Raw genomic sequence first — 25,168 nt, 5'->3', positions numbered from 1 at the left:
GCTGGAATTTTCCGGGGTTCATCAGCCGAGAAATGATTATGTTGAAGTTGCCCGAAGAGGCGAAACATTCCGAGGCAACCTCTTCTAGATCTTTTGTCTCGTACATAATCGGAACTGCCGGGGCGACTTGCCCAAGCGTTGTTTGAACACTTCATAAAATCTGGGTGTGGAACCAAAACCGCAATCAAGGGCGATTTCGAGAATGGCGTCATCCGTTTCTGCAAGCCTCTGCATCGAACGCGCCAGACGATAACGGGCGAGATACTCCATGACGGTGATGCCAAGCACTTCGCGAAATGCGCGATTTGCCGTTGTCGCATGTAGGCCAGCGAAACCAACAGCGTTGCTAGATCGCTACCTTCACCGAATGTCGGTATCGGTATTTGCGTGCCCCCGCAACCAAGAAACAACAACAAATACAATATGTTAAAACCTCCGTAAGGAGGCTTTTGTCGTTTCCAGAGTCAGACGTGGAAGCACACTGGAAGCACCGCGGATATGGCCGCAGCGTAAAAACGGCGGATCAGCCTTCCATGAAAAATGGTGGAAGGCTGTGGCGGAAACGCAACGCCGTCGAAGGTGAGTAGCGCCAGGGAAGTGCCGAACGACCAGGCGCCAGTCACTGAAATATCTGGAAAGGTCGTTGCGGCTACAGGCGAATGTCCGACATCCGCCCGTACCTTGGACGCCACAAGTCGGCAACCATCCACCAATTAATCAAAGTGGCCGGTGCGCGGCTCTCATTCTTGCCACCCTGTTCGCCGGACCTAAGTACGATCGAACAGGCCATCTCCAAGATTAAACATTGGGTGAGAAATGCGCAAAAGCGCGCCATCGCCCACACATAGCGTCATATCGGCAGCTTGGTCGCAACCATCCAGCCCGCCGATTGCCAAAACTATCTCGATAATGCCTGATAAGATTCCGTCAAAAGATGAAACGCTCTAGATATCAATGACCAGTTTGCCCTTCGCACGCCCACCTTCCAGCTCGTCATAAGCATGCGGCGCTTGGTCCAGCGAAAAGCTGCGATCATCCACAATGGGACTGAGCTGACTCGCCTCGACTATCTTGGCTATGTTCCTCAGGATCTCGCCGTGCTTGGCTTTCTCGTGATTATGGAGCATCGGGATGAGCATGAAAATTCCATGCAATGTGAGGCCCTTGGCGTGGACAAGTCCGAGATCCAGGGTGGCCCTTGCCGCCGTCGTTGCGATGCGTCCGTCGAGGGAGGCCGCCTCGAAGGAATTTATGAGGTTCGGACCACCGACTGTATCGATGATAGCGGAGAAGCCTCGCCCCTCGGTCAGACGCTGCTTGTATTCGGCAGGGCTCTCTTGCTTGAACAAGATCGCTTCGCTGGCACCCAGCGAAAGTGCAACGCGTGCGTCATCCTCATTCTCGACAGTCACTGTGATCGAGTTGGTGATACGCTTCGCGAGTTGAAGCGCGATGTGCCCGACGCCGCCTACGCCGCCATGGATGAGAAGGTTGTCATCTTCACGCAGTTGTAGGCGCTCAAGCAGGTTTGTTGCGGTAATCGACACCAGAGGAAGCGCCGCACTCTCTTTCACTGAAATGTTCGATGGCCGTTTCGCGATCAACTCCTGGTCTGCGGCAATGTACTCGGCAAGAGCGCCACCGCGTCCCTTCACGCCGCCAGCGCAGCCGAATACCTCGTCTCCGACTGAAAAGCCTTCAACGCCATCCCCGATCGTCGCGATCACTCCAGCGAAGTCGCAGCCGATCACAGACGGAAGTTCTGGGCCGATAGGAAGACCTGCGCGGATTTTGTTATCGATCGGGTTGAGCGAAGCCGCTGCTATCCGGACAACCACCTGCCCCGGACCCGGGCGAGGAGTTTCGATGTCCTGGACCTCGAAATTGCTGGTCGGGCCGTGTTCTTTTAGGATTAGTGCTCTCATGACAAATCTCCCGTTTGTGTATCACTGACGGGTAAGCGATGTTCATAAATCAGACAAACGAATAATACTTCTTGACCCTATTAGCTTTACTAATGACGTGGCGCTTCGCTCATGTTAGATCGCGTTTCGATCTGAATGAATCAGATCGGCGCTCTACCCTTTCTATTTCAAGCATAATCTTATCGATCCTCGTTTCACTCCGGTCGGATTATGCTCTAGTAACCTTGCTATGAATAGGGACTTTCCAATGCGCGTTCCAGACCTCGAAATCGATTTGCTTCGCTCTTTCAGCGCCGTCGCTCTTTCAGGAAGCTTTACCACCGCAGCAGAGCTTGTAGGCCGCTCACAGTCGGCAATCAGCCAGAGGATATCGCGTTTGGAGGCGACCCTTGGCCAGAAGCTGTTCGAGCGAACAGCGAAGGCCGTGGTACTGACCCGAAATGGGGAGCGCCTTCTAGCCTCAGCCCGACGATTGCTCGATTTGAACGATGCCGTGGTACGCGATTTGATGCGACCGACAACAAGTGGTAATTTGCGACTGGGAATATGCGAAGACTTCATTCCTTCCCAACTGCCCCAATTGTTGTCCAGGTTTAGTCACGTCTATCCAGACGTCCACCTCGAGCTGATGACCGGACTGAGCGGCGAGCTCCACGCAGCCTACCGAGATGGCCAACTGGATGCTGTCATTGCAAAAAAGGATGGCGGGGCAAAGAAGGGCCGCGTGATCTGGCGGGAGCCTTTGGTCTGGACAGCGAGCAGCGACTACGAGGTCGACTTTTCTCAGCCGGCTCGGCTCGTTATGCTGCGCGCTCCCTGCGCGTACCGGGACATAATGATCACCGCATTGGATTCGGTTCGACAGGAGTGGATGTCAGTTTGCACTGCCTCAAGCCTGATGGGCGTACAAGCAGCCGTCGCGGGCGGTCTTGGCATCACCGTGCTTGGCGCGACATTCGTTCGCGGAAGCATGACGACCCTACAAGCACCCGACCATTGGCCTGCGCTCCCGATGACCGAAATTGCGGTCGTCTCCGAGGACGACTCCCCGACAAGTCCAATCGGAACACTTGTGACGTTTCTCACGGGCTACCTTGCGGCCTCGGAAAATCCATACCTTCAGGGCATTGGCAACATCTCAGGCAGAGTTTAAGGCGACTGCGGGATTGACTGGCTGCCGCCATGCGGCGAAACGATCATTCGCCAAATCGCGGCTTGACTCTTAGGAGGGCGTCAGGGGCGTTCAATAGTTGTCTATCCGCTACTCCGAGAGGTTGGCGAAAGCTGGCATAAAGCCTTCTGTCGGAAGCGTCGGCGACAGTTACGACAATGCACTCGCCGAAACGATCAACGGTCTCCATAAGCCCGAAGTCATTCATCGGTGCGGGCCATGGAAGAACTTAGAGGTGGTAGAATTCGCCACTCTGAAATGGGTCGACTGGTTCAACCACCGACGACTTCTGGAGCCAATCGGAAACATGCCGCCAGCCGAGGCTGAAGAGCGATACCACGCCATGCTGGATGAACCAGCTATGGCCGCATGACGCAAACCAAATGGCCTCCGGCAAATTCGGTGCGGTTCACCTGATCAAGATCGGCGTCCGATAGCAGCTCCCAGTTACTTGGCGGTCGCGGGCCACAACTCGGCGATGGGGAGGGAGGTGTTGTACTTTACCTGCTTTAGAGCGAAACTCGACCTGATGTTCGCAACACCCGCGGTCTTCGAGAGCTTGTCCAGGATAAAGTCTCTAAGCGCTACGGTATCCCGAGCGACGACCCTCAATAAATAGTCGGCATCGCCTGACATCAAATAGCACTCCATGACCTCCGGGAGCTGGCTGACGGTAGCCTCGAACAGCCCTAATACCTGCTCGGACTGACGCTCCAACGTCACATGGATGAAAATACTGATAGTGCCGCCGAGCTTCTCCGAGTCCAGTAAGGCAACATGTCCTTTGATTATACCGGTCGCCTCGAGGGCTTTGACGCGCGCGAGACAAGGCGACGGAGACAATCCGACGCGTGAGGCGAGCTCAACGTTGGTGAGCTTGCTCGATTTCTGAAGTTCCGCGAGTATCTTGCGATCAAAGTTATCAATCTTCATAAAGCACCCCATTTCTGCTGCTCCGCATGCATCTAGAAGCACGATATGCCGATTTCACCGCCGCAACGTCCATAATCAGCATAAACCACTCCTGTCTTTATGGTACAAGCGTTCTAAATCAGGAGGAATAAACCATGGACGAGATTTCCGGTCAAACGATAGCAAGCGCAGCTAACCCAACGGACAGTGATCCTGTAGAGACGCTGGATTGGCTGCAGTCGCTCGAAGCGGTAAACAAGGTGGAAGGCGGGCGTCGCGCGCGTTACTTGCTGGATGCACTCGATCGTCGAGCGAAGCAGCTTGGTGTCGTGGAGGAAAGCCTCCCATATTCGCCGTACAGAAACTCGATTGAGCTGAGCAAGCAGCCTCCCTTCCCAGGCGATCTAGCGATGGAGGAGCGTATTACGTCGATCATTCGATGGAATGCGCTCGCGATGGTCGTTCGCGCCAACCGAGCTTACGGCGAGCTGGGCGGTCACGTCGCAAGCTACGCTTCCGCAGCAGAAATCTTCGAAATCGGCTTCAATCACTTCTTCCAGGCAAAGAGTGAAGCCCACGGGGGTGACCTCGTATTCTTCCAGCCGCACTCGGCCCCCGGTGTCTATGCACGCGCGTTCCTCGAAGGTCGTCTCAACGAAGAGAACCTGGCTCACTATCGACAGGAAATCACGGGGGATGGCCTGTGCTCCTATCCTCATCCCTGGTTGATGCCCGATTTTTGGCAATTCCCCACCGGTTCGATGGGTATCGGCCCGATCAGCGCCATCTATCAAGCTCGCTTCATGCGCTACATCCGCGACAGAAAGCTGTATGACACCGACAAACAGCATGTCTGGGGCGTGTTCGGCGATGGAGAAATGGATGAGCCCGAGTCCATAGCCGCGCTCTCGCTCGCTGCCCGCGAAAAGCTGGATAACTTGACCTTTATCATCAACTGCAACCTGCAGCGCCTCGATGGCCCTGTTCGCGGCAATGGGCAAATCATCCAAGAGCTGGAAAGCCTTTTTAAGGGCGCTGGCTGGAATGTGATCAAGGTTCTCTGGGGTTCGGAATGGGATCCGATATTCGCCCGAGACGAAAATCATAATCTTCTGAAGCGCTTTGCTGAGACCGTCGACGGTAAATACCAGACGTTGGGCGCGAAAGACGGCGCCTATAACCTTGCGAATTTCTTCGACGAAGACCCCGAGGTGCGGAAGCTGGTTGCACATATGTCAGACAAAGACATCGACCAGCTGAAGCGCGGGGGCCACGACTTCCGCAAGCTCTACGCGGCATTCAAAGCCGCCAAGGAGACTAAGGGGCGCCCGACGGTGATCCTTGCAAAGACGAAGAAAGGCTACGGCATGGGTGGAGCGGGAGAATCCCGGATGACCGCTCATCAAGCGAAAAAGTTGGACATCGATGCGCTGATCGCCTTTCGGGATAAGTTCAATCTCCCTCTTACCAATCAACAGGTCGAAGACCTAGAATTCTTCAAGCCTGCCGAGGACTCGGCCGAGCTCGCCTACCTGCGAGCCCGTCGCGAGTCGCTCGGTGGATATTTACCTAAGCGCCAGAAGTCGGTCGAGCGAACGGAAGTTCCCGCCTTCGCGACTTACGCGGACTTCGCGGTACGAGCCGACAACAAGGAAATGTCGACAACAGTGGCAGCAGTCCGTCTCTTCAGCAACCTGCTGAAGAGCAAGGAACTGGGCCCCCGGATTGTACCCATCGTCGCTGACGAAGCTCGTACGTTCGGGATGGACAATCTCTTCAGGCAGGTCGGCATCTATTCACCAGTTGGGCAGCTTTACGAGCCCGAAGATGCTGGTTCGATGCTCTTCTACAAGGAGTCCGTCGACGGTCAATTGCTTGAGGAAGGCATCACAGAGGCTGGGGCGATCTCGTCGTGGGTCGCTGCGGCTACGTCATACAGCGTTCACGGCAAGGCAATGCTGCCGTTCTACATCTACTATTCCATGTTTGGGTTCCAGCGTATCGGGGATCTTATCTGGGCAGCAGCCGATCAGCGAGCTCGCGGTTTCCTGATCGGTGCCACTGCAGGCAAGACAACCCTTGGAGGCGAGGGACTTCAGCATCAGGATGGCAACAGCCACTTGATGGCCGCTATGGTTCCGAACTGCCGCGCATATGACCCAGCTTACGCCTACGAGATGGCGGTGATACTCGATCACGGCGCACGGAGGATGTTGCAGGATGGTGAGGACGAATTCTACTACATCACCGCCATGAACGAGAGTTACGCGCAGCCTTCGATACCAAAGGATGTTGAAGACGGCATAGTCAAAGGCATGTATCGTCTGAGCGGCCCCAAGGATGCCGCCGCTGTCAGGTTGGTCGGATCAGGCGCAATTCTTCCAGAGGTCGTCGCAGCCGCGGACGTTTTGAAACGGGATTGGGGCATCGAAGCCGAGGTCTTCAGTGCAACAAGCTTCAGCGAGCTCGCGCGAGATGCGCGTGAATGTGAGCGAAACAATATCTTCAATGCAGAGGCGCCTGTGCGCAAAAGCCATGTGGAGACACTGCTGGCGGGGTCTGCTCCTATTGTCGCGGCGACTGATTATGTAAGGGCTTATCCTCAGCTGATCGCATCTTACGTGTCCGCGCGTTTCCTGGCGCTGGGGACTGACGGCTTCGGTCGGAGTGACACTCGGCAGGCGCTGCGGTCGTTCTTCGAAGTCGACAGACAGCACATAGTTGTCGCCGTCCTGTCCTCGCTCGCCGCAGAAGGCGGGATCGATCGGAAGAAGGTTACTGACGCGATCAAGAAATACAATCTCGATGGCGAGCAACCCGCTCCGTGGTTGCGCTGATGTTCCACACTTCGCGCCTACGGGGTGCGAAATGGTGACATGCCGATGGGCGCAGTTACGCGCGCTCACTCCAATCATTTAGGGAGGATGCGCCCATGGGCGTTCAATATACAGTCGAACTGCCGGATATCGGCGACTACAAGGACGTGCCCGTCGTGGAGGTCCTGATTAAGCCCGGAGACGCGGTAGCGGCGGATCAGTCGTTAATCGTTCTCGAGTCCGACAAGGCGACGATCGAGGTACCGTCCCCCGTGGCCGGAAAGGTCGTCGAGCTGCTTGTTGAGGTTGGAAAGAAAGTCTCGAAGGGCGTCCCGGTAATCATCATCGAAGCAGTCGCAGAGACGGCGTCTGCTCCTTCTCGTGCTCCAAGTCCCGCTCCCGTATCCCAATCATCGTCCGTAGCGGAGCCCACGGCCGAACCCGCTGCGACTGTAAATACGGACGCTCGCACGGCTGCGATACCAGTTGAGCAGCAAAAGGCTACCACGGCCACCGCGGTTCCCGACATCGCAACGAACTCCCATGCTACTCCTTCCGTTCGAGCTTTTGCCCGACAGCTTGGCGTCGACCTGTCCGCTGTCAAAGCAACGGGTCCAAGTGGACGCATCCTCCGCGGGGACGTCCAGCTGTATGTCAAGGCGCAGCTAACAGGGGGCGCCCCGTCGGCTGCCCGGAACACTCGTGACACGTCGACTTCGGGAATACCACCGATGCCGTCGTTCGACTTTTCGAAGTACGGTGAAATCGAACGTCTGCCGCTCTCGCGCATCCAGCAGATTTCAGGTGCCAACCTGCACCGCAACTGGCTGAATATCCCGCACGTTACAAACTTTGATAATGCAGACGTGACAGACCTCGAGGCTTTCCGGCTCGCGGTCAATGGAGAGAAACGTCAGCCTCAGGTGAAGCTGACTATGGTCGCGTTCATGCTGAAGGCGTCCGCTCTTACGCTCGCAGCGTATCCGCGGTTCAATTCCTCGCTGGAGGGGAGTCAACTGATCCAGAAGCAGTACGTCCACGTGGGCTTTGCGGTCGATACACCCAAAGGACTGATGGTTCCGGTGATACGCGACTGCGACAAGAAAGGCTTGATCGAGATCGCGACGGAGATGTCCGCTCTGTCGGAAAAGGCGAGGCAGGGCAAGCTCCTGCCGTCCGACATGGAGGGAGGGTGCTTCTCTGTTTCGTCTCTCGGGGGCATCGGTGGAACGGGGTTCACTCCGATCATCAACGCGCCGGAAGTGGCTATCTTGGGAGCTGCCCGGTCACAGATGCAGGCCGTATGGGACGGCAAGGAATTCCAGCCCCGACTGATCATGCCGATGAGCTTGTCGTGGGACCACAGGGTTGTCGATGGCGTGGCCGCAGCCCGCTTCCTCGGCCACCTGGCTTCCCTCCTGGGCGACTTCCGACGCGCCCTCCTTTAATCCCGCGCCCGCAAATTCGAAAGTATCACAATGTCCACTGTAGAGATTCTTGTTCCCGATTTGGGTGACTTCAAAGACGTTCTGGTTGCGGAAATCTTTGTCAAGGATGGAGACCTCGTAGAGGTCGAGCAACCGATAGCGTCAGTCGAAAGTGACAAAGCCACGATGGACATTCCATCCCCTTGGGCAGGCGTCTTGAAAAGCGTGAAGGTCGCTCCCGGGGATAGAGTAAGCAAAGGGTCGCTGCTTGCGGTTTTAGAGACATCCAGTTCGGTAGAAGAAAACCCGTCGCCTGCAGATGGAGGGGAAGAGGAGGCGACGAGCCCGATGGCGACGACGATTGATACACCGTTGGAGGGGATCTACGATCTGGTCGTTATTGGCGGCGGGCCGGGTGGCTACTCAGCGGCGTTCCGCGCGGCTGACCTGGGCCTTAAAGTCGCCCTTGTGGAGCGGTATGATGCGTTGGGCGGCGTCTGCCTGAACGTAGGGTGCATACCCTCGAAGGCGCTGCTTCATCTTGCGGCGGTCAAAGAGGAAGCGGATCGGATCGGAGCTCACGGCGTTTCATTCTCCGATCCTTTGATAAACCTAGATAAAGTTCGCAATTTCAAGAACGCCACTATCAAAAAACTTACCGACGGACTGGCTCAAATGGCCAAGATCCGCAAGGTAGAGCGTATCACGGGGACTGCTCGTTTCGGTGGCGCTCGCCAATTGGAGGTCGCCGACGGAAACGATTTGCGACGGGTCGATTTCAGGAGCTGCATTATAGCAGCCGGTTCCTCGCCGATTTCTCTGCCGTTTCTTCCGGAAGATGCGCGCGTCGTCAACTCGACGGGTGCCCTCAAGCTGGATGCGTTCCCTGAGCGGATGCTTGTAATCGGAGGCGGGATCATTGGTCTCGAGATGGCGACGGTTTACAGCGCACTGGGCTCTTCGCGTATTGACGTGGTGGAACAGCTGGATGTTATTCTGACCGGCGTAGATAGAGACCTCGTATCGGTGTGGCAGAAGAAGAATGCCCACCGTTTCGATCGCATAATGACCTCAACCAGGCTCGATGCCGTGCATGCTTCAGATGGCGGCCTTACGGCAAGCTTCGGGGGATCGCAGGAAGCAGCATCATATGATCTCGTGCTTCAGGCAGCTGGCCGACGCCCCAACGGTGATCAAATTGGCTTGGAAGCAGCCGGTGTCACTCACGAAAGAGGCTTCATCAGTGTAGATAAGCAAATGCGGACGAACGTTCCTCACATTTTTGCAATAGGGGATATTGTTGGGCAGCCGATGCTCGCGCACAAAGCGGTACATGAAGGCCACGTCGCGGCCGAGGCGGCAGCCGGGCACAAAACGGCTTTCGAGGCGATGGTGATCCCGTCGGTAGCCTATCTGGATCCCGAAATAGCATGGGTGGGTGTCACTGAAGACACCGCCAAGGCGAGCGGCCAAGAGGTGAAAGTATCTCGTTTTCCTTGGGCTGCCTCGGGGCGAGCTATTGCCAACGGTGCAGAGCACGGAATGACGAAATTGATCTTCTCGAAGGAGAGCGGAAGGATTATCGGCGGTGCAATTGTCGGACCCAACGCCGGCGACATGATCGGAGAGATTTGCTTGGCGATCGAACTCGGTGCGGACGCAGTTGACATTGCCCGCACGATCCACCCGCATCCTACCCTAGGAGAAACAATCGGAATGGCGGCGGAGGTCGCCGAAGGCACCTGCACCGACCTCCCTCCCACAAGACGGTAGTCAGGCTGAAGCGCTAAGATGAATTTGCCGGCTGGGTTTACGATTGAGCCGAGCCAGCTTCCCTCAAGTGCTTATCGTTTGTACATCAAAAAGTCATGAAGCCCGGGTCGCTAGCGATCCGGGCTTCATGTTCTCAGGCTCAATCCGGTCAGAGAACGAGTGTCTAGAGCGGTTCCAGTTAAAACGGAGTCATTGGAACCTTTGGGGACCGCTCTATCTATTTGTTTTTACGTATTATCCTACGCATCGAGAGCCAAGATCAGAAATCAGTCCAGTGGACTGATTTCCCCGCGTAGGCGCTTCGCACTTTTGGCTCGAAAATGCTCTAAGCAGCACCACCGTCAATCTTGCGCAGCGGAAATACCTCAGCACTTTCGACGAGTGCGGGGATTTTCTCAAGAATTGCCCGGATATGCGGGCTAGCCGCATGCTTCTCCAGAAGATCGCGGCTTTCCCATTCTTCTGTCCATACAAAGCGGCGCGGCTGGTCAAGGTCACGGTTTAGCTGATAGCTGATGCAACCCTCCTCCTTCAACGTGGTGGCAATAACTGAACGAAACAGCGCTTCGAGCTCCTCTTCAACGCCGGCTTTCGACATGAATATCGCAACGGTAGGTGTGGTCATCCTGTCTCCAATCTTTTGCCTGTTGTTTTCGCTCAAGGTTTCCCGTAAGCGCCTTGATAGGTGCCTTCGCGGATAGATTTGATCATCTCGTCCTCGCGTACCATCTGAGCCTTCACCGCCTTCAGCAGGTCCGTTGCGACCGACAGTGGGAATGAGACAACCCCGTCTTCGTCGCCGGCGACAATATCGCCCGGCAAGATCACAGATCCTCCAGCCGATACAGGCACGTTGATCTCGCCCGGACCGCTTTTATACGGTCCTCGGTGGATAACGGAACGGGCGTAGCAGGGAAAATCAGACAAGGCGAATGCTGCCACATCCCTGATCGCTCCATCTATGACGAAGCCTTCAACGCCGCGAGATTCGGCGATCGTCTTCATGATCTCGCCGATCAAGGCACGCGACTCGTCTCCTCCGCCGTCTACGACGACCACATCACCAGCGCCAACCATTTCCAACGCTCTCAAAATCGCGAGATTGTCGCCGGGACGGGTCTTCACGGTGACCGCGGTGCCGATCATGTAACGCCCCTTGTGGAACGGTCTTAATCCGACACACCCAGGAAGCCGCCGAAGATTGTCCGATATGACCGAGGTCGGCGCGCCGCGGAATCCTTCGATAACGTCTTCGGGTACTTTCAGGATTTCGGTCGAAGCAATAGATACTGTCACGGTCTGTTTCCTCAGATATAAACTGGTCTAACAACGCCAGCGCGCACCGTTTGCCGCTACTTCGCGCCCGCAGCGTTGGCTCTGTTCCAGCCACGATGGTCGTCGCCAAAGCCTTCCCAGCCTGTTTCCGTAACGACAACAGTATCTTCGAGCTTGATGTACCCTCGCGTGGGATGCTTGATGGCTGTTTCAATGGATACCACCATGCCGGCTTGCAGCGGGCGGTGTTCATCATAACCGTCGTAAGGAACGGGACCGGTCCCAGTGAGGCGCGGGCCCTCATGGCTGACCAAACCCATTCCATGAGCCAGAAACTCCATGTAAGGCTTGTGAGGAGACTTTTCGATTATTGCCTCAGGCACCGTGAAGATGTCACCGCCGCGCGTTCCCGCTCGGATCGGCTTTCGGGCCACGTCCTGGATTTCCAAAACGAGGCCGAGCAGATCCTCGAGCTCGCTATCTGGCTCGCCCAGTATTCCCATGCGGCACAAATCGCCGATGTAGCCGTGATAATTACCTGCCGAATCCAGCGACAATATATCGCCTTGCTTGTAAACCAGGTTCGATGGCGACCTGTTTAGATCCGCTCCCGCGGTGGGCCAGCAATATTCAAACTTCAGGTCACGGTTGACTTCCTCACGACGGATTTTTGCCACGAGGTCATTCTTGGTCATCCCCGGCGCGCAGTAGTCGAAAGTAGCCTTCATGGACTCGACGACGCGCTCAGAGGCTTCCTTGAGAAATGCGAGTTCTTCCGGTGTCTTGATCAGCCGCAGCCGTTCAAGGACGAAATTCGCGTCCACAACGCGACAGTCATTGTCGTACAGCAGCTGGCCGCCGTCCATCGGCACGAAGGATTTTTCAACGCCTATGATGGAAGATAATGCGCCGATCTTCCTGATGTGGTCGACTGCGAGCTGCATTGCGTCAACGCTGGTCCACGTGACGGTTTGCGTAACTGGTGTCCAGAACTTGCCGAGAAGCTTCTCAAAGTTTTCCAGCGCGGCGCCGAAGTACGCGCTGTTTTCGGGCTTGCCTTTTTGGTAGACAAGGACGGGGAGATATCGGCTCAACGCGACGGCGTCCATGTAGTCGAAAAAGAAGAAGCGATAGCCACCTAGCAGATACTGGATGTTGTGCTTGGAGGTAACGATTAGGACGTCTATGCCGGCTTCATCGAGGAGTCGATCAAGAAGGGCGGCGTCGAAGGGCAGAGAGGTAAGTGCAAGAGGCGGTGAAGCGTTCATGGAATATCCCCTTATGAATGATTGGCCTGAGACACTTCGCGAGGGTGTCAGGCGGCTCTAAAAGGTCGCGGTGGAGTAAGCGCCGATCGGTGTCTAGACGGCGCTGTTGAGGGGGGAGAGCGATCCGTATGACCGAGACCAGTATACGAGCGGCTGCTCCTCACCGGAGACGATCTCTTCCACGCTGCCTATGAGAAGGACGTGCGACGCAATAGGACGGGTTTCAACCAATTCGCAATCGAAGGCGGCGACAACACCCTCGAGATAACGAGGCAGTTCTCCGGGTTTTCCTGCCCACCTGGCGGCGGTGAGGTCGTAAGGACGTCCTGTGCGCGGACGGCCCGAAAAGCGTTCGGAGTGTTCCACCTGCTCAGTCGACAATATGTTGATCGAAAAGCGGCTGTGAGCGGATACTGCCTTGCAGATGGGACTGGTGGCTTTAACAGAAACCAGCACCAAGGGTGGGTCAGCCGACACAGAGATGAAGGTACCCACCGTTAGAGCAATACGCTCCTCAGGGGCTCCCGCCACGACGACCGCGACGCTCAGCGGTACCCGGCTCATGGCTGCCAGATATTGATTGCGCAGGGGTTCTGGAGTGCTTGCTGCAGTTGATGTAAGAACTGTGGTTGTCATGGCGGTGAAGCCTTCTGAAAGTGTTTGTGGTGAGGCCCGCAAAGCGGCACGACTGCCGGACCACTAAAGCGTGGGGTTATCCAGCGGCAGTCCCAACGCGGTTCGGCCGTGCGAAATCGCACTGACATCCCAATTCTGGGTAATGTGCCGGTTTGCTGCGCTCATATCCGTGAAGTAACGCGACAGAGGGTTACGTTCGTAAATCGCACCACCGCCGGCAGCGTCCCACACTACGTTGACGGCGCGCGTCGCAAGCTGGCCTGCAAAGGTCGCCTCAGCACGGCAGCGAGCTCGCTCTTCGTCGGTAGGGAGCCGGTCAGATTCGAGGATATCCGTCATCTGCTCACACGCACCGTAAATCAGGAGACGGGCGGCCCGGAGACACGACAGAGCCTCCGCAACTTTTACATGTTGCGTACTGAAATCGATGACAGCCTTACCGGAGACACGCGAAATCCGCGTACGGGCCTGATCGAGGTAAATATTGACAGCGCCTTCTGCGATTCCAAGCGCCGTGCCTCCGATGTACACGCCAAACATGCAGTACAAAGGTGCGCGCATATTGATGGCTTCACCTTCGAACAGGGGTGCGCGGGCGCGCATGGTTTCACCAGTGGTGGTGCGGTGTTCCGGGACAAACACTTCCTCCAGCGTAACATCATGGCTCGCAGATCCCCGCAGGCCAACAGCGTGCCAAGTATCAAGGATCGTATAATCCTTCTTGGGAACGAGGAAGTGGCGATCCTCTTCTTCGCCATTGGGGCCTTCAGTAAACGCGGTGAAGATCGCCCAGTCCGCGAGGCTTACACCGCTCACGAAAGGCCAGCGACCGGAAAGTATGTACCCGCCCTCAACGCGGCGCGCCTTGCCGAGGTTTGGGATCAAAATCCCTGAAAGAAGGGCTGAGGGATCGTCCAGCCAAACGTCCTCCTGCGCCTGCTCCGGCCAACGGCACATCATCGAGTTATGCGAGATATTCTGGACAATCGACCAAGCCGAGGAGCCGCAAGCCTCACCAAGAGGACGCATGACGTCGACAGCTGCCCGGAACGGCGCGTCAGCTCCGCCAAAACGCGCAGGCTGAAACAGTCGATGGATACCCGTGCGCTTGACGTCCAGGCGCGTCGCCTCGGGGGGCTGTCGCAGCGAGATCGTCTCGGCAGCCCGTTCGCGCAATGCAGGCGCGAGTTCTTGCGCCCGCTTGATAAGCTCGTCTGCGGTCCCGGCACGCTCGATCTGCGGTCGCGTTTCATTCTTCAGTGCGCTTTGAATAGTCACGTATCATGCTCCCATTTAATCTGATTTTTATGGAACATATGTTATATTAAAAACTAGCGCAACCCCATTATGGATCGTCGGAAGCCGCCGAAGAGCGCGGTTGCTGCGCTCAAACGTTGCTGATAAACTAAATCAAACGTTCGAACAGGAGTTTGCAATGCCGAAGTTAGGGATGGAGGCGATCCGCCGGCGCCAGGTGATGGATGCCGTTATCCACATCTTGTCTACGAATGGCTGGCGAGACTTGACAATCCGGGAGGTCAGCGATGTCGCTGGTATCTCGTCGGGTGTCGTCACTCACTATTTTAGCAACAAGCGGGCACTCACGCTTGATGCGATCAATGACGCGACGCTGCAGTTTGTGAAGGCTCTGACCAAGTTCGAGCATCGTCGCGGCGACGCTGTGGAGCGGCTCACGGCGCTCGTGGATTTCGTTAGCCAGCCATCGCCACCCGGTATGCCGGAGTGGCGATTTTGGCTGAGTTTGTTCGGGCGGATGCCATTCGACCGGGTTTTGCAGACCGAGGTTCAGAAAGTTCACAGGCTTTACGCGGAGGTCATTGTACGGCTCGTTGAGGCGGGGGTGGTTGAGAGGCATTTCCGCCCGGTCCGCACTCCCGAAGACATCGCGGTGAAATTCATCAGCGCTTCAATCGGATTGTGCACTCATATGGTGGCAGATCCTCAGGACATGCCTGCGGAGAGATCGCGGCGGATTCTTCTCGACCTTCTCGGTCAGGACCTTGGCATCTCTCTTGGAGAGTCAGTCTCCTCGAGACCTGTCCTGGTGAGCGGCGAGTGAAAAGGGTCGCCTGCCCAGGCTCGCGCTAGGGGTTGTTTCTCAAGGAGTATGCGTAGTTGACAATAATCTATCCGGACGACTTCAGGGGTAAACGCGTCTACAGTCAGGCCTTGATAAACGCGGCTCGTAATCTGATTCCAGTTTTGAGAGAGCGTGCGGAAGAGACTGAAAAGCTTCGCTCATTACCTCCGGAAACAAGCCAGGACTTGCGTCGAACGGGGATCGCGCGTCTGCTCCAGCCAGGGAGCTTTGGCGGCGCGGAAGCACCTCTCGAAAATCTCGTCGACATACTGATTCCTGTTGCAAGCGGTTGCCCATCGACGGCGTGGTGTCTCGCCCAGTACTTGTTCCATAATTACATGATTGCTCGGTGGCCGATCGAAGCGCAAAGAGAGGTATGGGAGGACCCGACATGTCTTGTCAGCGGCATTTTGGTGCCAAGGCTAGGGAAGGGGCGCCGCGTCGATGGTGGATACGAGCTGAAGGGTCAATGGCCTTTTGTCAGCGGTGTTGAGCCTTCGGACTGGTGCATTCTTTCAGGCATGGTCGAGCAGGAAGCCGCCCCGGACGAGGAGCGTTACTTCCTGGTTCCTACGTCGTCACTGACTATTCTGGATACCTGGGACCCAATCGGTCTCCATGGTTCCGGCAGCCATGACGTAAAAGTAGAAGATCTTTTCATTCCCGAACATCTCAGCCTTCCAATCCAAAACATGAAGGGAGGCGACTTCCCGGGAAAGACCGTAAATCGGGGCGCGGTTTATCGACCTCCTCTCCACATGATCAGCGGGATTTTGCCGGCGGCCTGTCTTATTGGGATGGCCGAGGCGATGTTTGAGAACTTTCTCCTGCAATCAAGAGGCCGGAAGGCTCTGCGAACAAGTGAAGATACCGCAAGTTATCCAACCCATCAGATGCGGGTAGGCGAGGTGTCTGCTTCCCTTCAGGCGGCTGAGATGCTTATTCGAGCAGACTGCCGCGAGATCATGGAATTCGCGGCCGCCGACTTCAGCTACTCAGCTGTAGAGCGTTCCAATTATCGATCAAATTCCGCCTATGCAGGCCAGCTGGCAAGGCGGGCGTCGGAGGTCGTCTGGGATTTGATTGGTGCGCGGGGCGCGTACGCGACCAATATGATTGCAAGCTACTACCGCGATATCGCGGTTGCTTCGCGACACACTGCGATTAACTGGGAAGTCAACGCAACGGAGCATGGTCGAGCCCGGCTAAGGCTCCCTCTCACCAACCCGTCTCTTTAAACCTGTTCGTAGCGTTTTGTGCCTCGCACAAAAAGTGAACTTACGAAATTGTACTCTAAATAAGCACTAAAATCCGGCCCTAATCCTTGACAATTTTTTTTATATAGGATGTTCTATATAAATCAGCTGCAAAGACAGACTGATGGGAACGACTGATTAGGGAAGAAGACCGCGAACGGTTCGCCGCTAGTCAGCAGGTTTATCTCCGGAGGTTTTCATGAGTGATTTATTTTCACTAGCTAAAATGCTGGCCGAGGGCCGCATTTCTCGTCGTGGCTTTATGAAGACGGCGGCGGCGTATGGTGCTGCCACGGCTACGTTGGGAGCCGGCGCGCTTTCCGTCCGTGCGGCAGATGGCCCCCTGGTCGGGTTCAGCTTTCCAAGCTTCGACGCTTTCCGTTGGCCGCACGATCGCCACTACTTTGAGATGCGCGCAAAAGAACTTGGGCTGCGTTACATTATCCAGGGCGCAAACGAAGACGTCGCCACGCAAGATTCGCAGATCGACGCGATGCTCTCGCAGGGTATTCAGGCTCTCATCATCATCCCGGTCAACGTGGAGTCCGGTGCCAAAATCGTCGAGCGTGTAAAGAACGACTCGCCGGATATCCCCATTATCTCCTACAACTACGTCATACCGTCCGCCGCCATCGATTATTGGGCTGGCCGCGACAATTATCTGGTGGGTGAGCTTCAGGCTAAACAAGCTCTCAAGGAAGCCAGGAAAGGCAACTGGGCGATCGTCAGCGGCCCGGAAGGCATCGACGTCGCCCGTCAGAAGACCGAAGGTGCGCTTCGTATTCTTAAGCCCTATATCGACTCTGGCGAAATCAAAATTGTTTCTCACCAGTGGCATGACAACTGGCGTCCCGAGTCGGCTCTCAAGCAGATGGAAGACGCTCTCACCAAGAACAATAACGACATCCAGGCTGTCGTTGCGAATGAGGAAGGCCTCGCGCTTGGAGCTCTCAAGGCGCTGACTGAAGAGGGGCTCAACGGAAAAGTCTGGATCTGTGGTGAAGACGTTTGGCCTGAAGGCGCTCGCTCGATCGTCAAGGGCGACATGGCCATGAGCGCCTGGACGGATCTGATCCAAATGGGTCGCGTGGCAGCAGAAGCAGCGGACGCACTCATCAAAAGGCAGAAGCCTCAGAGCAATGACACAATAGATGTCGGCGGAAAGAAAATCCCCGGCATGCGAATTCAGTCGCGTGTCGTCAACCGCGAGACACTGCCCGAGTTCCTGAAAGTCACTGACTGGTTGAAACCGGAAGATATTGGCCTGAAGGTCGAGTAGGAGCGGGAGTGGTGGAAATGTCTGTAGCGCTTGCCTCCTCCAGCAAGCAGGGTGCCGCCGAGTTGTTAAAACTCGACGGCATTACCGTCGAGTTCGGTGCCACCCGTGCTTTGAATAATGTCAGCTTTAATGTCGCCGCCGGTGAGGTCGTCGGATTGATGGGTGCCAACGGCGCGGGCAAAAGCACTCTCGCGAAAGTCATCGTGGGAGAAATACCTTGCGGCGCTTATCGCGGCACCGTCACTTGTGACGGCAAGCTGGCGGCTTTTGCGGATGCGCGTGACGCGCACTCGGCGGGCGTAGCGCTCGTTCACCAGGAAGGCGCAGTCGTACCTCATCTCACGATTGGCGAAAACGTAATGCTCACGATCGAGCCGTCCCGCTTTGGCGTTATCGACTGGAAAGAGCTTTATTCCAGAGCCGATGCCGCCATGCGGAGGCTGGGTCTCGACATTGACACCAGGCGACCGCTCGCGGGGCAGGGTGGCGTCGCGCTGATGGAGCAAGTTGAGATTGCTCGCGCGATCGCCAGCGGCAGCCGCGTATTTGTGTTCGACGAATCGACTTCGGCGCTCGGCGCTGACGAGATCGGTCTTCTCTTGGACCGGATGCGCGAACTCGCATCACAGGGCGCGGGTATAATCTTTATATCCCATCGTACGGACGAGATCCTTAAAGTGTGTGATCGCGTCGTAATACTACGGGACGGTCGCGTAGCGCTTGAGGCCGCTCGTTCAGAACTCGATCAGGGGGCCATCGTTCGGGCGATGCTCGGTGGTGCATTGGCAGAATCCGAGCGTGCCAACGAGAATGGCCGTGCTATCCAGGGGAAAGCTGCCGTTCGGCTCCGCGATTGGCACCGCGCGCGCGCATTGGAATCACCGCGCGATGTCGGTCCGATTAGCCTCGACGTCCAAGTAGGAGAAATCATTGCGGTTTATGGCCCTCTTGGCGCAGGTAAAACGGAGTTTGTCGAATCTCTCTACGGCTTGATGCCGGAGCTCACGAGCGGATCTGTGGAGCTAGCAGGGAGCGATTTTAGGCCACGGAATCCACGTGACTCGATTTCTCAGGGCATTGCCTACGTGTCCGCGGAGCGCCAGAAAGACGGTCTGGTTCCGCATCTTTCCGTTGTCGAAAACATGATGCTTGGATGGCACAAGGGAGCTCCCCGCAAAGGTTCAATCGTCAATCACGAGCAGTCAAAGGAACTCTGTCGGTCATTCATCTGCGACCTCGCAATTCGCACGCAGGGTCCGGACCAGCCGATCAGCAATCTAAGCGGCGGCAACCAGCAGAAAGTATTGCTCGCGAGAGCGCTGATCAACGAGCCGCGGCTCGTTCTTCTGGACGAGCCAACACGTGGCATCGATCTTGGCGCGAAGCAGGATGTATATCGCCTTATCAGGAACGTCGCAGCAGCCGGGACGGCCGTGCTTTACGCCACGATGGAAGAGGATGAGGCTCTGGAGCTCTCGGACCGCATTCTTGTGCTGCGCGACGGCAAGATCGTCACACTCCTGAACACTAGAGACACAAACCGTCATGAGCTTCTGGCTCTGGCCGGCGGTACTGTAATTGAGAAAATGGTGGAACAGCAATGAAAACGAATGTAGCTAATCTGAAAGGTGACACGGTTATAATCACCTCTCCAGGGGTGAAAGCCTCAACCCCAAGCCGTGCCAATTCCGTCATATCGATCCTGCGTTCGGCCGCTGGCTTGCTCGTTGCCATCGCTCTTGTCTGGCTGGTCTTTTCCGTGCTGACCGACGGTGTGTTCGTCAGTGATCGAAATCTCAGCAATTTGATGCGCCAGACCGCGATCACCGCCATTGTCGCTCTTGGTATGCTGGTCGTAATCGCTCAGGGCGAGATCGATCTTTCCGTCGGTTCATTCATGAGTCTCTGTGTGACGATCGTCGCCATGATTGAGGCAAGTGGTACGGTCGCCCCTTGGGTAACGATCTGTGCCGCGCTTGCAATGGGCGTGGCAGTTGGCCTTTGGAACAGCGCTTGGATCGCCAAACTCGGCCTGCCTTCTTTCGTGGCGACACTTGGCTCACTTATGTTGCTTCGCGGCTTGGCCCTCGCCCTGTCTGGCGGCAGAACGATTTCCGGCATCTCGGACGATATCCGCTTCTTCGGGGACGCTTTCGTAACCGGCCCTGCTCTTTGGGCGTTCATCGCTATAGCAGCGTTGGTATCCCTGTGGCCGCTCCGCTCAATCAAGAAAAGTGATCATCCGCGGAGTGTGATAGTTCGTGTTATGCTTGGCTTCGCTAGCGTCGTCTTGCTTGCCTGGGCAACGATTTCCTATCGCGGTCTTCCGATGCCTGTATTTATTACGCTCGCAGCTGCCGGTGTCCTCTCGTGGATGCTCAGCAACACGGTCTGGGGCCGTCATGTCTACGCGGTCGGTGGTAATCGTGCTGCCGCGAAGTCCGCAGGCATTCCGATTACCAAGCACCTGGTGACCTCCTTTATTCTGATCGGAGTTTTGACGGGCATCGCAACTCTGATGTTTGTAGGCCGATTGGGGTCCGCACCACCTGAGTCAGGTTTGTTTCTAGAGCTGAATGCCATTGCAGCTGTGGTTATCGGCGGGGCGAGCCTCTACGGCGGAACCGGCAAGGTGTCCGGCGTACTGTTGGGTGCACTGCTAATGCAGAGCTTGGGCAATGGTCTTTCACTCTTGAACGTTCCCACTGCCTATCAAAACATCACGAGTGGTATCGTCCTTATGCTCGCTGTATACATCGACGTTCTTTCCAAGCGCGGAGGCAAGCTATTCGCACGTCCCTGATTAAAGTGGCCGCAGTTTCCCTGTTGCCTGTGGCGCTCGTCGCTTACGGCACAGGATACGTGGTCAGCAGTGGGCGTAAAGGGTCGCGCGCGCTGCGACAACGGCTCAGGCGAGATTGGCGGACCGTATCATACGGGCCGCTGCAAGTCCGAACGCCTCCTACCTGGGGTGATTTCGAACCGACCGTCGACGGCATGCTTGTCCTCCACAATCGGCCAGCCAAGATGAGAGTCGACGGCGACCTTGTCTGGTACGGATCCACGATCGAGATACGATTCTACGCCGCCGGCGAGAAACGCGCAACGATCGACAATGCCTCTCGATCTTGGCGCCGGCAATTGGGAACGCCGGCTTCTTCGATCATTGCAGAGCTGATAGTCGCGAATGGTGTTCGGCCAATTAAAGAACGCGAGGCACTCGCTGTTTTTAAAACAGTCAGCCTCGCTGGCAGCTCGTCTTCGATCGTCTGGCCCAGGCCATGCGATGTCAACATTGCTCTAAGGAGCGTTATACCAAGGCACGATTCGAAGATAGCTCGGGATTTCGAGACATTTTAAATATTCGTTGCGGATTCTGCGGGTTTTGATCGGGTTCGGTTCGGGGCAAGGACGTGAGTCCGAGCGCTTTGAAGTCAGCGATCCAACGCGCCTCGTCGTATCCCAGCCAGTTGAGCGGAGTATCCCATGCAGGATCTTTGGCGTTTGTCGGCAACTGAGTTAGCCAAACTGATCAAGACGAAGCAAATTTCAGCGAAAGAGTCCGCAGAAGCGTCCCTTGACCGGCTTCATGCCGTCAACCCGATGATTAACGCAGTGGTGGATCACCGTCCTGACGACGTGATGAAACAGGCAGAGGCGATAGATGACGCTATCGCTCGGGGTGACCAGTTAGGTACTCTCGCGGGCGTTCCGGTGACGACGAAGATCGGCGCGGATCAGGAGGGTTATGCCACGAGCGACGGCATGCGGCTTCAGCGGGGCAATCTCGCGCCAGCAGATAATCCTGCCATTGCCAACCTGAGAAAGAGCGGCGCTATTCTGCTTGGCCGTACGAACTGTTCGGCAGTTTCCTATCGGTGGTTCAGCACGAACCTTCTTCACGGAGACACCAAGAATCCCCACGATCCAGACATCACACCTGGGGGGTCTTCGGGAGGGGCAGGGGCCGCCGTCGCCGCGGGGATTGGCCAAATTGCTCACGGCAGCGATATAGCGGGTTCGATACGATACCCTGCTTACGCATGCGGCGTGCACGGTCTAAGGCCTAGTCTCGGTCGGGTGCCGCATTTCAATCCATCGTTTGGCGGTCGGACGATCGGCGGCCAGATTGGGGCAGTCTCCGGACCTCTCGCAAGGACAATCGCGGACCTGCGTCTGGGGCTGGAAGCGATGTCGGTGCCGTGCCCTTACGATCCCTGGTATGCCCCTGTGCCGCTCGAAGGCCCGGCGCGTCCGAAACGCGTTGCGCTTAGTGTTGACCCGGACGGTCTTAATCCGAAGCCTGAAGTGGTCTCTGCGGTACTTAGAGCCGCGGATCACCTCAGTCGCGCGGGATGGATTGTCGAGGAGGTGCGCGATACGCCTCCTCTGCGAGAGCCCGCCGCCCTGCAAGCACGCCTTTGGTTGGGCGATTGCTATGAAGCCCAGTTGGAGGCTGCTGAGCGCGAGGGCGATCCAGGTGCGCTCGCATGCCTGGTTGGCATGCGGGAGAGGGTCTATCCGTTCGATCTTTCAGGGACTTTGATACGTCGTGACGAGATAATTCGGACTTGGTTTGCTTTCCTAGAAAAATATACCGTCGTTCTTATGCCTGTATCGGGTGAGCTGCCCTTCAAGGACAATCTTGATCTAGAAAGCCAGTCTGAGCTCGAGCGCGTTTGGCATGCCCAGATGCCGCAGGTAGGAATTCCATTCATGGGCTTGCCGGCCTTGAGTATGACAACGGGCTTCGTGGGTCGTATTCCAGTCGGGGTCCAGTTGGTGGCAGCCCGCTTCCGTGAGGACTTGTGCCTAGCAGCGGGAGAAACCATCGAGGCGGCAGGTGTAGAGATCGCTCCTGTTGATCCCGTACACTGAGAACGGAGTGATTGTCGATGGCAGCCCGCGGTGCGTTCAAAAGGTACCCGGTCCTCTCGATCGGTGATGCATGGAAAAAACCAAAAGTCGCTCCAGAAGAGATTGGTCAGCTCCTTGGTGATCATGGGCCGCGCGGACATAGTTCTTTCTCCCGAAGCCCGCGATATCGATAAAGTGCCATCGCGCCGAGGATCAGTTGGCTGCAAATGCGGTCGAAGAAAACGACAGGTGAAAGTTTGTCCGCATTAGATAGATTTTACGCCGGCCCGTTAGCTATGGTCGGCGCAACTGGTTGTTACGTCGCAAGCGACACGACGATGAAGCTTGCCACCGCGGGACTTCCCTTATATGAGACCCTGGCTTTACGAGGCGTATTCGCCACTGCGTGTGGGGTGCTGCTGGTCTTTGTAACAGGGCAGGTGCGCGCGATACCTGGCCTCATTGATAGGTGGGTTCTGACGCGTAACGCCTTGGAGCTGGCCGCAGTAATTTGTTACATTGATGCGCTGGTGAACCTGCCAATCGCGAATGTAATTGCGATACTCCAGATAACACCGCTTGTCGTCCTCTTGGGGGCGAGAATTGCATTCAAAGAGCGACTAGGTGCCGCTCCCATGGTATGCATTTTGCTTGGTTTTACTGGAGCTGTCATGATCGCCCACCCGACAGGCGAGGGCTTGTCGTCATACGCGCTTCTCGCAATTGGCACTGCATTTCTAGGTGGCGTCCGCGATATCGTGGGCCGGATGGTCCCGGTTAGAATCGCAGGGCTCGTCGTCGCACTCGGCGCTAGCATTATCGTCTTGATCGGTACTGCGGCAATGCATCTGATAATCGAACGCACCGTCGTGCCAAGCCTAAAACAGGTCAGTCTTCTGTCCGGCTCGGGATTCTTTTTGTTCAGCGGCCATTATCTGCTCTACAGTGCCTATAAATCAGGTCCGATAGCTGTCGTTGCTCCTCTGTACTACCTGGTAGCCCTCTGGGCGATATTCGCCGGTGCTCTCTTTTTCCGTACCGTACCAGATGCATTGGCGATCGCGGGAATGGTTCTGGTGGTGCTCACAGGGGCCGCCATCATAGTATTTGATCCGAAACACAAAGGCAAACGATCGGCGCGGGTCGATTGATCTCGTAAGTCGAAAGACGTTATTTCTGCGGTAGGATCAACACCGCGTACCTGGCGCATAGGCGTCGCATCATGCAAATCTCGTTGATAGTTCAATGGAAGGCCGAGATAATCATCTGACATCAGGATTGGGGCTGAGACTGCTTCTTTAGGGCTTCGCAGAAATCGCTGTCGAGAGCGGCATTATTGCATGGACCGGAATAAGCGGGGGGCGAGTTTCAAATGTTTGATTGTGCAGTTTCAACTTTCATACGGACGGATTTCGAGCTTGGTGTTTGTAGCATGCGATTACCGGCGCTGCATCCGATCTTAATTTCAGTTGTCTTATTTGGCAAACTTGCGTGATCGCAGCGATGTTGCACTAGGAAGCGGACCCCCATTAGCTGATGCAATCCATATCCTTGTCGCAGCGAGCTTGAGCTCGACAAGGTAGTTGTCAGCGCGTCGATCATATCGAGTGGCCAAGCCGCGCATCTGTTTGATACGATTGAAGAACCGCTCGACGAGATTACGCTGACGATAGACCCAACGGCTAAAGCTGAAGGTCTGTTTGCGATTGGCTTTTGCAGGAATGTTCGCCCAGCATTTGCGTTGCATGGCGAAGTTGCGAATTGCGTCGGTATCATATGCCTTATCGGCCAGGATCGTTGTGCCGTGCTGCAGATCACTGGGCAGCTTTTCAGCCATAGGCGCATCCGCAGCCTGACCTGCCGTGAGTTCCAGCTTAACCGGTCGGCCATCTGCATCAACGAGAGCATGGATTTTCGTCGTCAGGCCAACACGCGAACGTCCCATGCAAGGATCGGCAGGCCCCCTTCTTAGCATTGGCACCATGCTGGTGAACGCGAACGCAGGATGAATCGATCATCACGATAACTCCGTGGTAACGCTTTGAAACCGCGTCAAGAAGGCGATCCCAGACACCTGCTTTACGCCAGCGGGAGAACCGATCGTATAGCGTTGTGCGCGGGCCGTATCGTTCGGGCAAATCCCGCCACGATGAACCGGTCCGAAACCGCCAAAGGATGCGGTTTATCACTCGACGAACATCGACGCGTTCAATCCCACGGGTGTTGGTCGGCAGAAGTGGCGCGATGACCGCCATTCTTCGTCGCTCAATTCGTGACGGCGCATGGCAATCTCCTGGAATAGCCCCCTAATTGCCCGGACAGTTTCTGCCACTTAAATAAGTGATAGGACTACTGTTCACATTATGACTGGTAATAGGTAAGCCCACGGTGAAGGCCGTCTTGCGATGACGGCCTGCTGACTGCCAGTCCTAGTGGTAACACTAGGAGTAGTCATATGACGAAGCATCCAAT

The 25,168-nt window shown here is 56.2% G+C and carries 18 protein-coding genes and 4 pseudogenes; 13 read left to right on the top strand and 9 right to left on the bottom strand.

Annotation, left to right across the window (positions count from 1 at the left end):
* Window positions 1-84: 84 nt before the first annotated feature.
* A pseudogene (locus QBD01_RS24670) lies at window positions 85-318 on the bottom strand (helix-turn-helix transcriptional regulator); the annotation flags it as partial.
* Between the two features lie 362 nt (window positions 319-680).
* Between QBD01_RS24670 and QBD01_RS24665 the strand changes: the two are divergent.
* A pseudogene (locus QBD01_RS24665) lies at window positions 681-917 on the top strand (transposase); the annotation flags it as partial.
* Window positions 918-944: 27 nt separating this feature from the next.
* Here the strand turns inward: QBD01_RS24665 and QBD01_RS24660 are convergent.
* On the bottom strand, window positions 945-1,925 hold the full coding sequence (locus QBD01_RS24660; RefSeq protein ID WP_182522669.1) for a zinc-binding dehydrogenase: 981 nt from the start codon (window positions 1,923-1,925) through the stop codon (window positions 945-947).
* A gap of 247 nt (window positions 1,926-2,172) precedes the next feature.
* Here QBD01_RS24660 and QBD01_RS24655 point away from each other — a divergent pair, with 247 nt between their 5' ends.
* Window positions 2,173-3,078 (top strand): LysR substrate-binding domain-containing protein, encoded by a 906-nt coding sequence (locus QBD01_RS24655; protein WP_182522668.1) that lies wholly within the window; start codon window positions 2,173-2,175, stop codon window positions 3,076-3,078.
* 97 nt (window positions 3,079-3,175) lie between these two features.
* Window positions 3,176-3,469: pseudogene (locus QBD01_RS24650) on the top strand (integrase core domain-containing protein); the annotation flags it as partial.
* 74 nt (window positions 3,470-3,543) lie between these two features.
* Here the strand turns inward: QBD01_RS24650 and QBD01_RS24645 are convergent.
* Entirely contained in the window at window positions 3,544-4,029 is a 486-nt protein-coding gene (locus QBD01_RS24645; RefSeq protein ID WP_182522667.1) for an Lrp/AsnC family transcriptional regulator, read from the bottom strand.
* 134 nt (window positions 4,030-4,163) lie between these two features.
* On the opposite strand from QBD01_RS24645, the gene mdeB reads away from it, so the two are divergent.
* The 3 genes from mdeB (at window position 4,164) to lpdA (ending at window position 10,024) form a co-directional block, all read left to right on the top strand.
* A complete protein-coding gene (gene mdeB / locus QBD01_RS24640) occupies window positions 4,164-6,845 on the top strand; it encodes an alpha-ketoglutarate dehydrogenase (protein ID WP_182522666.1) in 2,682 nt (893 codons plus the stop codon).
* Window positions 6,846-6,940: 95 nt separating this feature from the next.
* Window positions 6,941-8,272: a dihydrolipoyllysine-residue acetyltransferase gene (gene aceF / locus QBD01_RS24635; protein WP_392391474.1), complete on the top strand. Its 1,332-nt coding sequence runs from the start codon at window positions 6,941-6,943 to the stop codon at window positions 8,270-8,272.
* A 30-nt stretch (window positions 8,273-8,302) separates the two neighbouring features.
* Window positions 8,303-10,024, top strand: coding sequence for a dihydrolipoyl dehydrogenase (gene lpdA, locus QBD01_RS24630; protein WP_280994935.1), 1,722 nt, complete (start codon window positions 8,303-8,305; stop codon window positions 10,022-10,024).
* Window positions 10,025-10,349: 325 nt separating this feature from the next.
* Here the strand turns inward: lpdA and QBD01_RS24625 are convergent, their stop codons facing one another.
* The 5 genes from QBD01_RS24625 to QBD01_RS24605 form a co-directional block, all read right to left on the bottom strand.
* Window positions 10,350-10,622 (bottom strand): putative quinol monooxygenase, encoded by a 273-nt coding sequence (locus QBD01_RS24625; protein WP_377515513.1) that lies wholly within the window; start codon window positions 10,620-10,622, stop codon window positions 10,350-10,352.
* Window positions 10,623-10,681: 59 nt separating this feature from the next.
* Complete coding sequence (locus QBD01_RS24620; protein ID WP_280994934.1) at window positions 10,682-11,320, bottom strand: RraA family protein; 639 nt, start codon at window positions 11,318-11,320, stop codon at window positions 10,682-10,684.
* A gap of 56 nt (window positions 11,321-11,376) precedes the next feature.
* On the bottom strand, window positions 11,377-12,567 hold the full coding sequence (locus QBD01_RS24615; RefSeq protein ID WP_182522661.1) for a Xaa-Pro peptidase family protein: 1,191 nt from the start codon (window positions 12,565-12,567) through the stop codon (window positions 11,377-11,379).
* A 93-nt stretch (window positions 12,568-12,660) separates the two neighbouring features.
* The gene (locus tag QBD01_RS24610) at window positions 12,661-13,203 is read right to left on the bottom strand and encodes a flavin reductase family protein (protein WP_280994933.1); all 543 of its coding nucleotides are present in this window, start codon (window positions 13,201-13,203) and stop codon (window positions 12,661-12,663) included.
* A 63-nt stretch (window positions 13,204-13,266) separates the two neighbouring features.
* Window positions 13,267-14,481 (bottom strand): acyl-CoA dehydrogenase family protein, encoded by a 1,215-nt coding sequence (locus QBD01_RS24605; RefSeq protein WP_210277385.1) that lies wholly within the window; start codon window positions 14,479-14,481, stop codon window positions 13,267-13,269.
* 157 nt (window positions 14,482-14,638) lie between these two features.
* Here QBD01_RS24605 and QBD01_RS24600 point away from each other — a divergent pair, with 157 nt between their 5' ends.
* From QBD01_RS24600 to QBD01_RS24570, 7 genes are all read left to right on the top strand, one after another.
* Window positions 14,639-15,283 carry a TetR/AcrR family transcriptional regulator gene (locus QBD01_RS24600; RefSeq protein ID WP_182522659.1) on the top strand — a complete coding sequence of 215 codons (645 nt, stop codon included), beginning with the start codon at window positions 14,639-14,641 and terminating at the stop codon, window positions 15,281-15,283.
* A gap of 56 nt (window positions 15,284-15,339) precedes the next feature.
* A complete protein-coding gene (locus QBD01_RS24595) occupies window positions 15,340-16,542 on the top strand; it encodes an acyl-CoA dehydrogenase (protein ID WP_182522658.1) in 1,203 nt (400 codons plus the stop codon).
* A gap of 217 nt (window positions 16,543-16,759) precedes the next feature.
* On the top strand, window positions 16,760-17,839 hold the full coding sequence (locus QBD01_RS24590) for a substrate-binding domain-containing protein (RefSeq protein ID WP_280994932.1): 1,080 nt from the start codon (window positions 16,760-16,762) through the stop codon (window positions 17,837-17,839).
* A 17-nt stretch (window positions 17,840-17,856) separates the two neighbouring features.
* Entirely contained in the window at window positions 17,857-19,443 is a 1,587-nt protein-coding gene (locus QBD01_RS24585; protein ID WP_280994931.1) for a sugar ABC transporter ATP-binding protein, read from the top strand.
* Window positions 19,440-20,642, top strand: coding sequence for a hypothetical protein (locus QBD01_RS24580; protein ID WP_280994930.1), 1,203 nt, complete (start codon window positions 19,440-19,442; stop codon window positions 20,640-20,642). Before QBD01_RS24585 ends, QBD01_RS24580 begins: the two co-directional genes overlap by 4 nt.
* Before the next feature lie 683 nt (window positions 20,643-21,325).
* Window positions 21,326-22,717: an amidase family protein gene (locus tag QBD01_RS24575; RefSeq protein ID WP_280994929.1), complete on the top strand. Its 1,392-nt coding sequence runs from the start codon at window positions 21,326-21,328 to the stop codon at window positions 22,715-22,717.
* Window positions 22,718-22,923: 206 nt separating this feature from the next.
* Window positions 22,924-23,847 carry a DMT family transporter gene (locus tag QBD01_RS24570; RefSeq protein WP_210277384.1) on the top strand — a complete coding sequence of 308 codons (924 nt, stop codon included), beginning with the start codon at window positions 22,924-22,926 and terminating at the stop codon, window positions 23,845-23,847.
* 323 nt (window positions 23,848-24,170) lie between these two features.
* Here the strand turns inward: QBD01_RS24570 and QBD01_RS24565 are convergent.
* Window positions 24,171-24,986 (bottom strand): annotated as a pseudogene (locus tag QBD01_RS24565) (IS5 family transposase).
* Between the last annotated feature and the right edge of the window lie 182 nt (window positions 24,987-25,168).

This window comes from Ochrobactrum sp. 19YEA23 (genome assembly GCF_029909865.1).
In the GTDB taxonomy this organism is placed as follows: Bacteria; Pseudomonadota; Alphaproteobacteria; order Rhizobiales; family Rhizobiaceae; genus Brucella; species Brucella gambitense.
The sequence above is the reverse complement of the archived record's forward strand: the minus strand, read 5'-3'. Positions and strand labels throughout refer to the sequence as shown.

What these genes read in the sequence shown, in the direction of transcription:
- QBD01_RS24660 (WP_182522669.1), bottom strand. Translation starts at nt 1,925, where the DNA reads ATGAGAGCACTAATCCTAAAAGAACACGGCCCGACCAGCAATTTCGAG.
- QBD01_RS24655 (WP_182522668.1), top strand. Translation starts at nt 2,173, where the DNA reads ATGCGCGTTCCAGACCTCGAAATCGATTTGCTTCGCTCTTTCAGCGCC.
- QBD01_RS24645 (WP_182522667.1), bottom strand. Translation starts at nt 4,029, where the DNA reads ATGAAGATTGATAACTTTGATCGCAAGATACTCGCGGAACTTCAGAAA.
- mdeB (WP_182522666.1), top strand. Translation starts at nt 4,164, where the DNA reads ATGGACGAGATTTCCGGTCAAACGATAGCAAGCGCAGCTAACCCAACG.
- aceF (WP_392391474.1), top strand. Translation starts at nt 6,941, where the DNA reads ATGGGCGTTCAATATACAGTCGAACTGCCGGATATCGGCGACTACAAG.
- lpdA (WP_280994935.1), top strand. Translation starts at nt 8,303, where the DNA reads ATGTCCACTGTAGAGATTCTTGTTCCCGATTTGGGTGACTTCAAAGAC.
- QBD01_RS24625 (WP_377515513.1), bottom strand. Translation starts at nt 10,622, where the DNA reads ATGTCGAAAGCCGGCGTTGAAGAGGAGCTCGAAGCGCTGTTTCGTTCA.
- QBD01_RS24615 (WP_182522661.1), bottom strand. Translation starts at nt 12,567, where the DNA reads ATGAACGCTTCACCGCCTCTTGCACTTACCTCTCTGCCCTTCGACGCC.
- QBD01_RS24610 (WP_280994933.1), bottom strand. Translation starts at nt 13,203, where the DNA reads ATGACAACCACAGTTCTTACATCAACTGCAGCAAGCACTCCAGAACCC.
- QBD01_RS24600 (WP_182522659.1), top strand. Translation starts at nt 14,639, where the DNA reads ATGCCGAAGTTAGGGATGGAGGCGATCCGCCGGCGCCAGGTGATGGAT.
- QBD01_RS24590 (WP_280994932.1), top strand. Translation starts at nt 16,760, where the DNA reads ATGAGTGATTTATTTTCACTAGCTAAAATGCTGGCCGAGGGCCGCATT.
- QBD01_RS24585 (WP_280994931.1), top strand. Translation starts at nt 17,857, where the DNA reads ATGTCTGTAGCGCTTGCCTCCTCCAGCAAGCAGGGTGCCGCCGAGTTG.
- QBD01_RS24580 (WP_280994930.1), top strand. Translation starts at nt 19,440, where the DNA reads ATGAAAACGAATGTAGCTAATCTGAAAGGTGACACGGTTATAATCACC.
- QBD01_RS24575 (WP_280994929.1), top strand. Translation starts at nt 21,326, where the DNA reads ATGCAGGATCTTTGGCGTTTGTCGGCAACTGAGTTAGCCAAACTGATC.
- QBD01_RS24570 (WP_210277384.1), top strand. Translation starts at nt 22,924, where the DNA reads ATGCGGTCGAAGAAAACGACAGGTGAAAGTTTGTCCGCATTAGATAGA.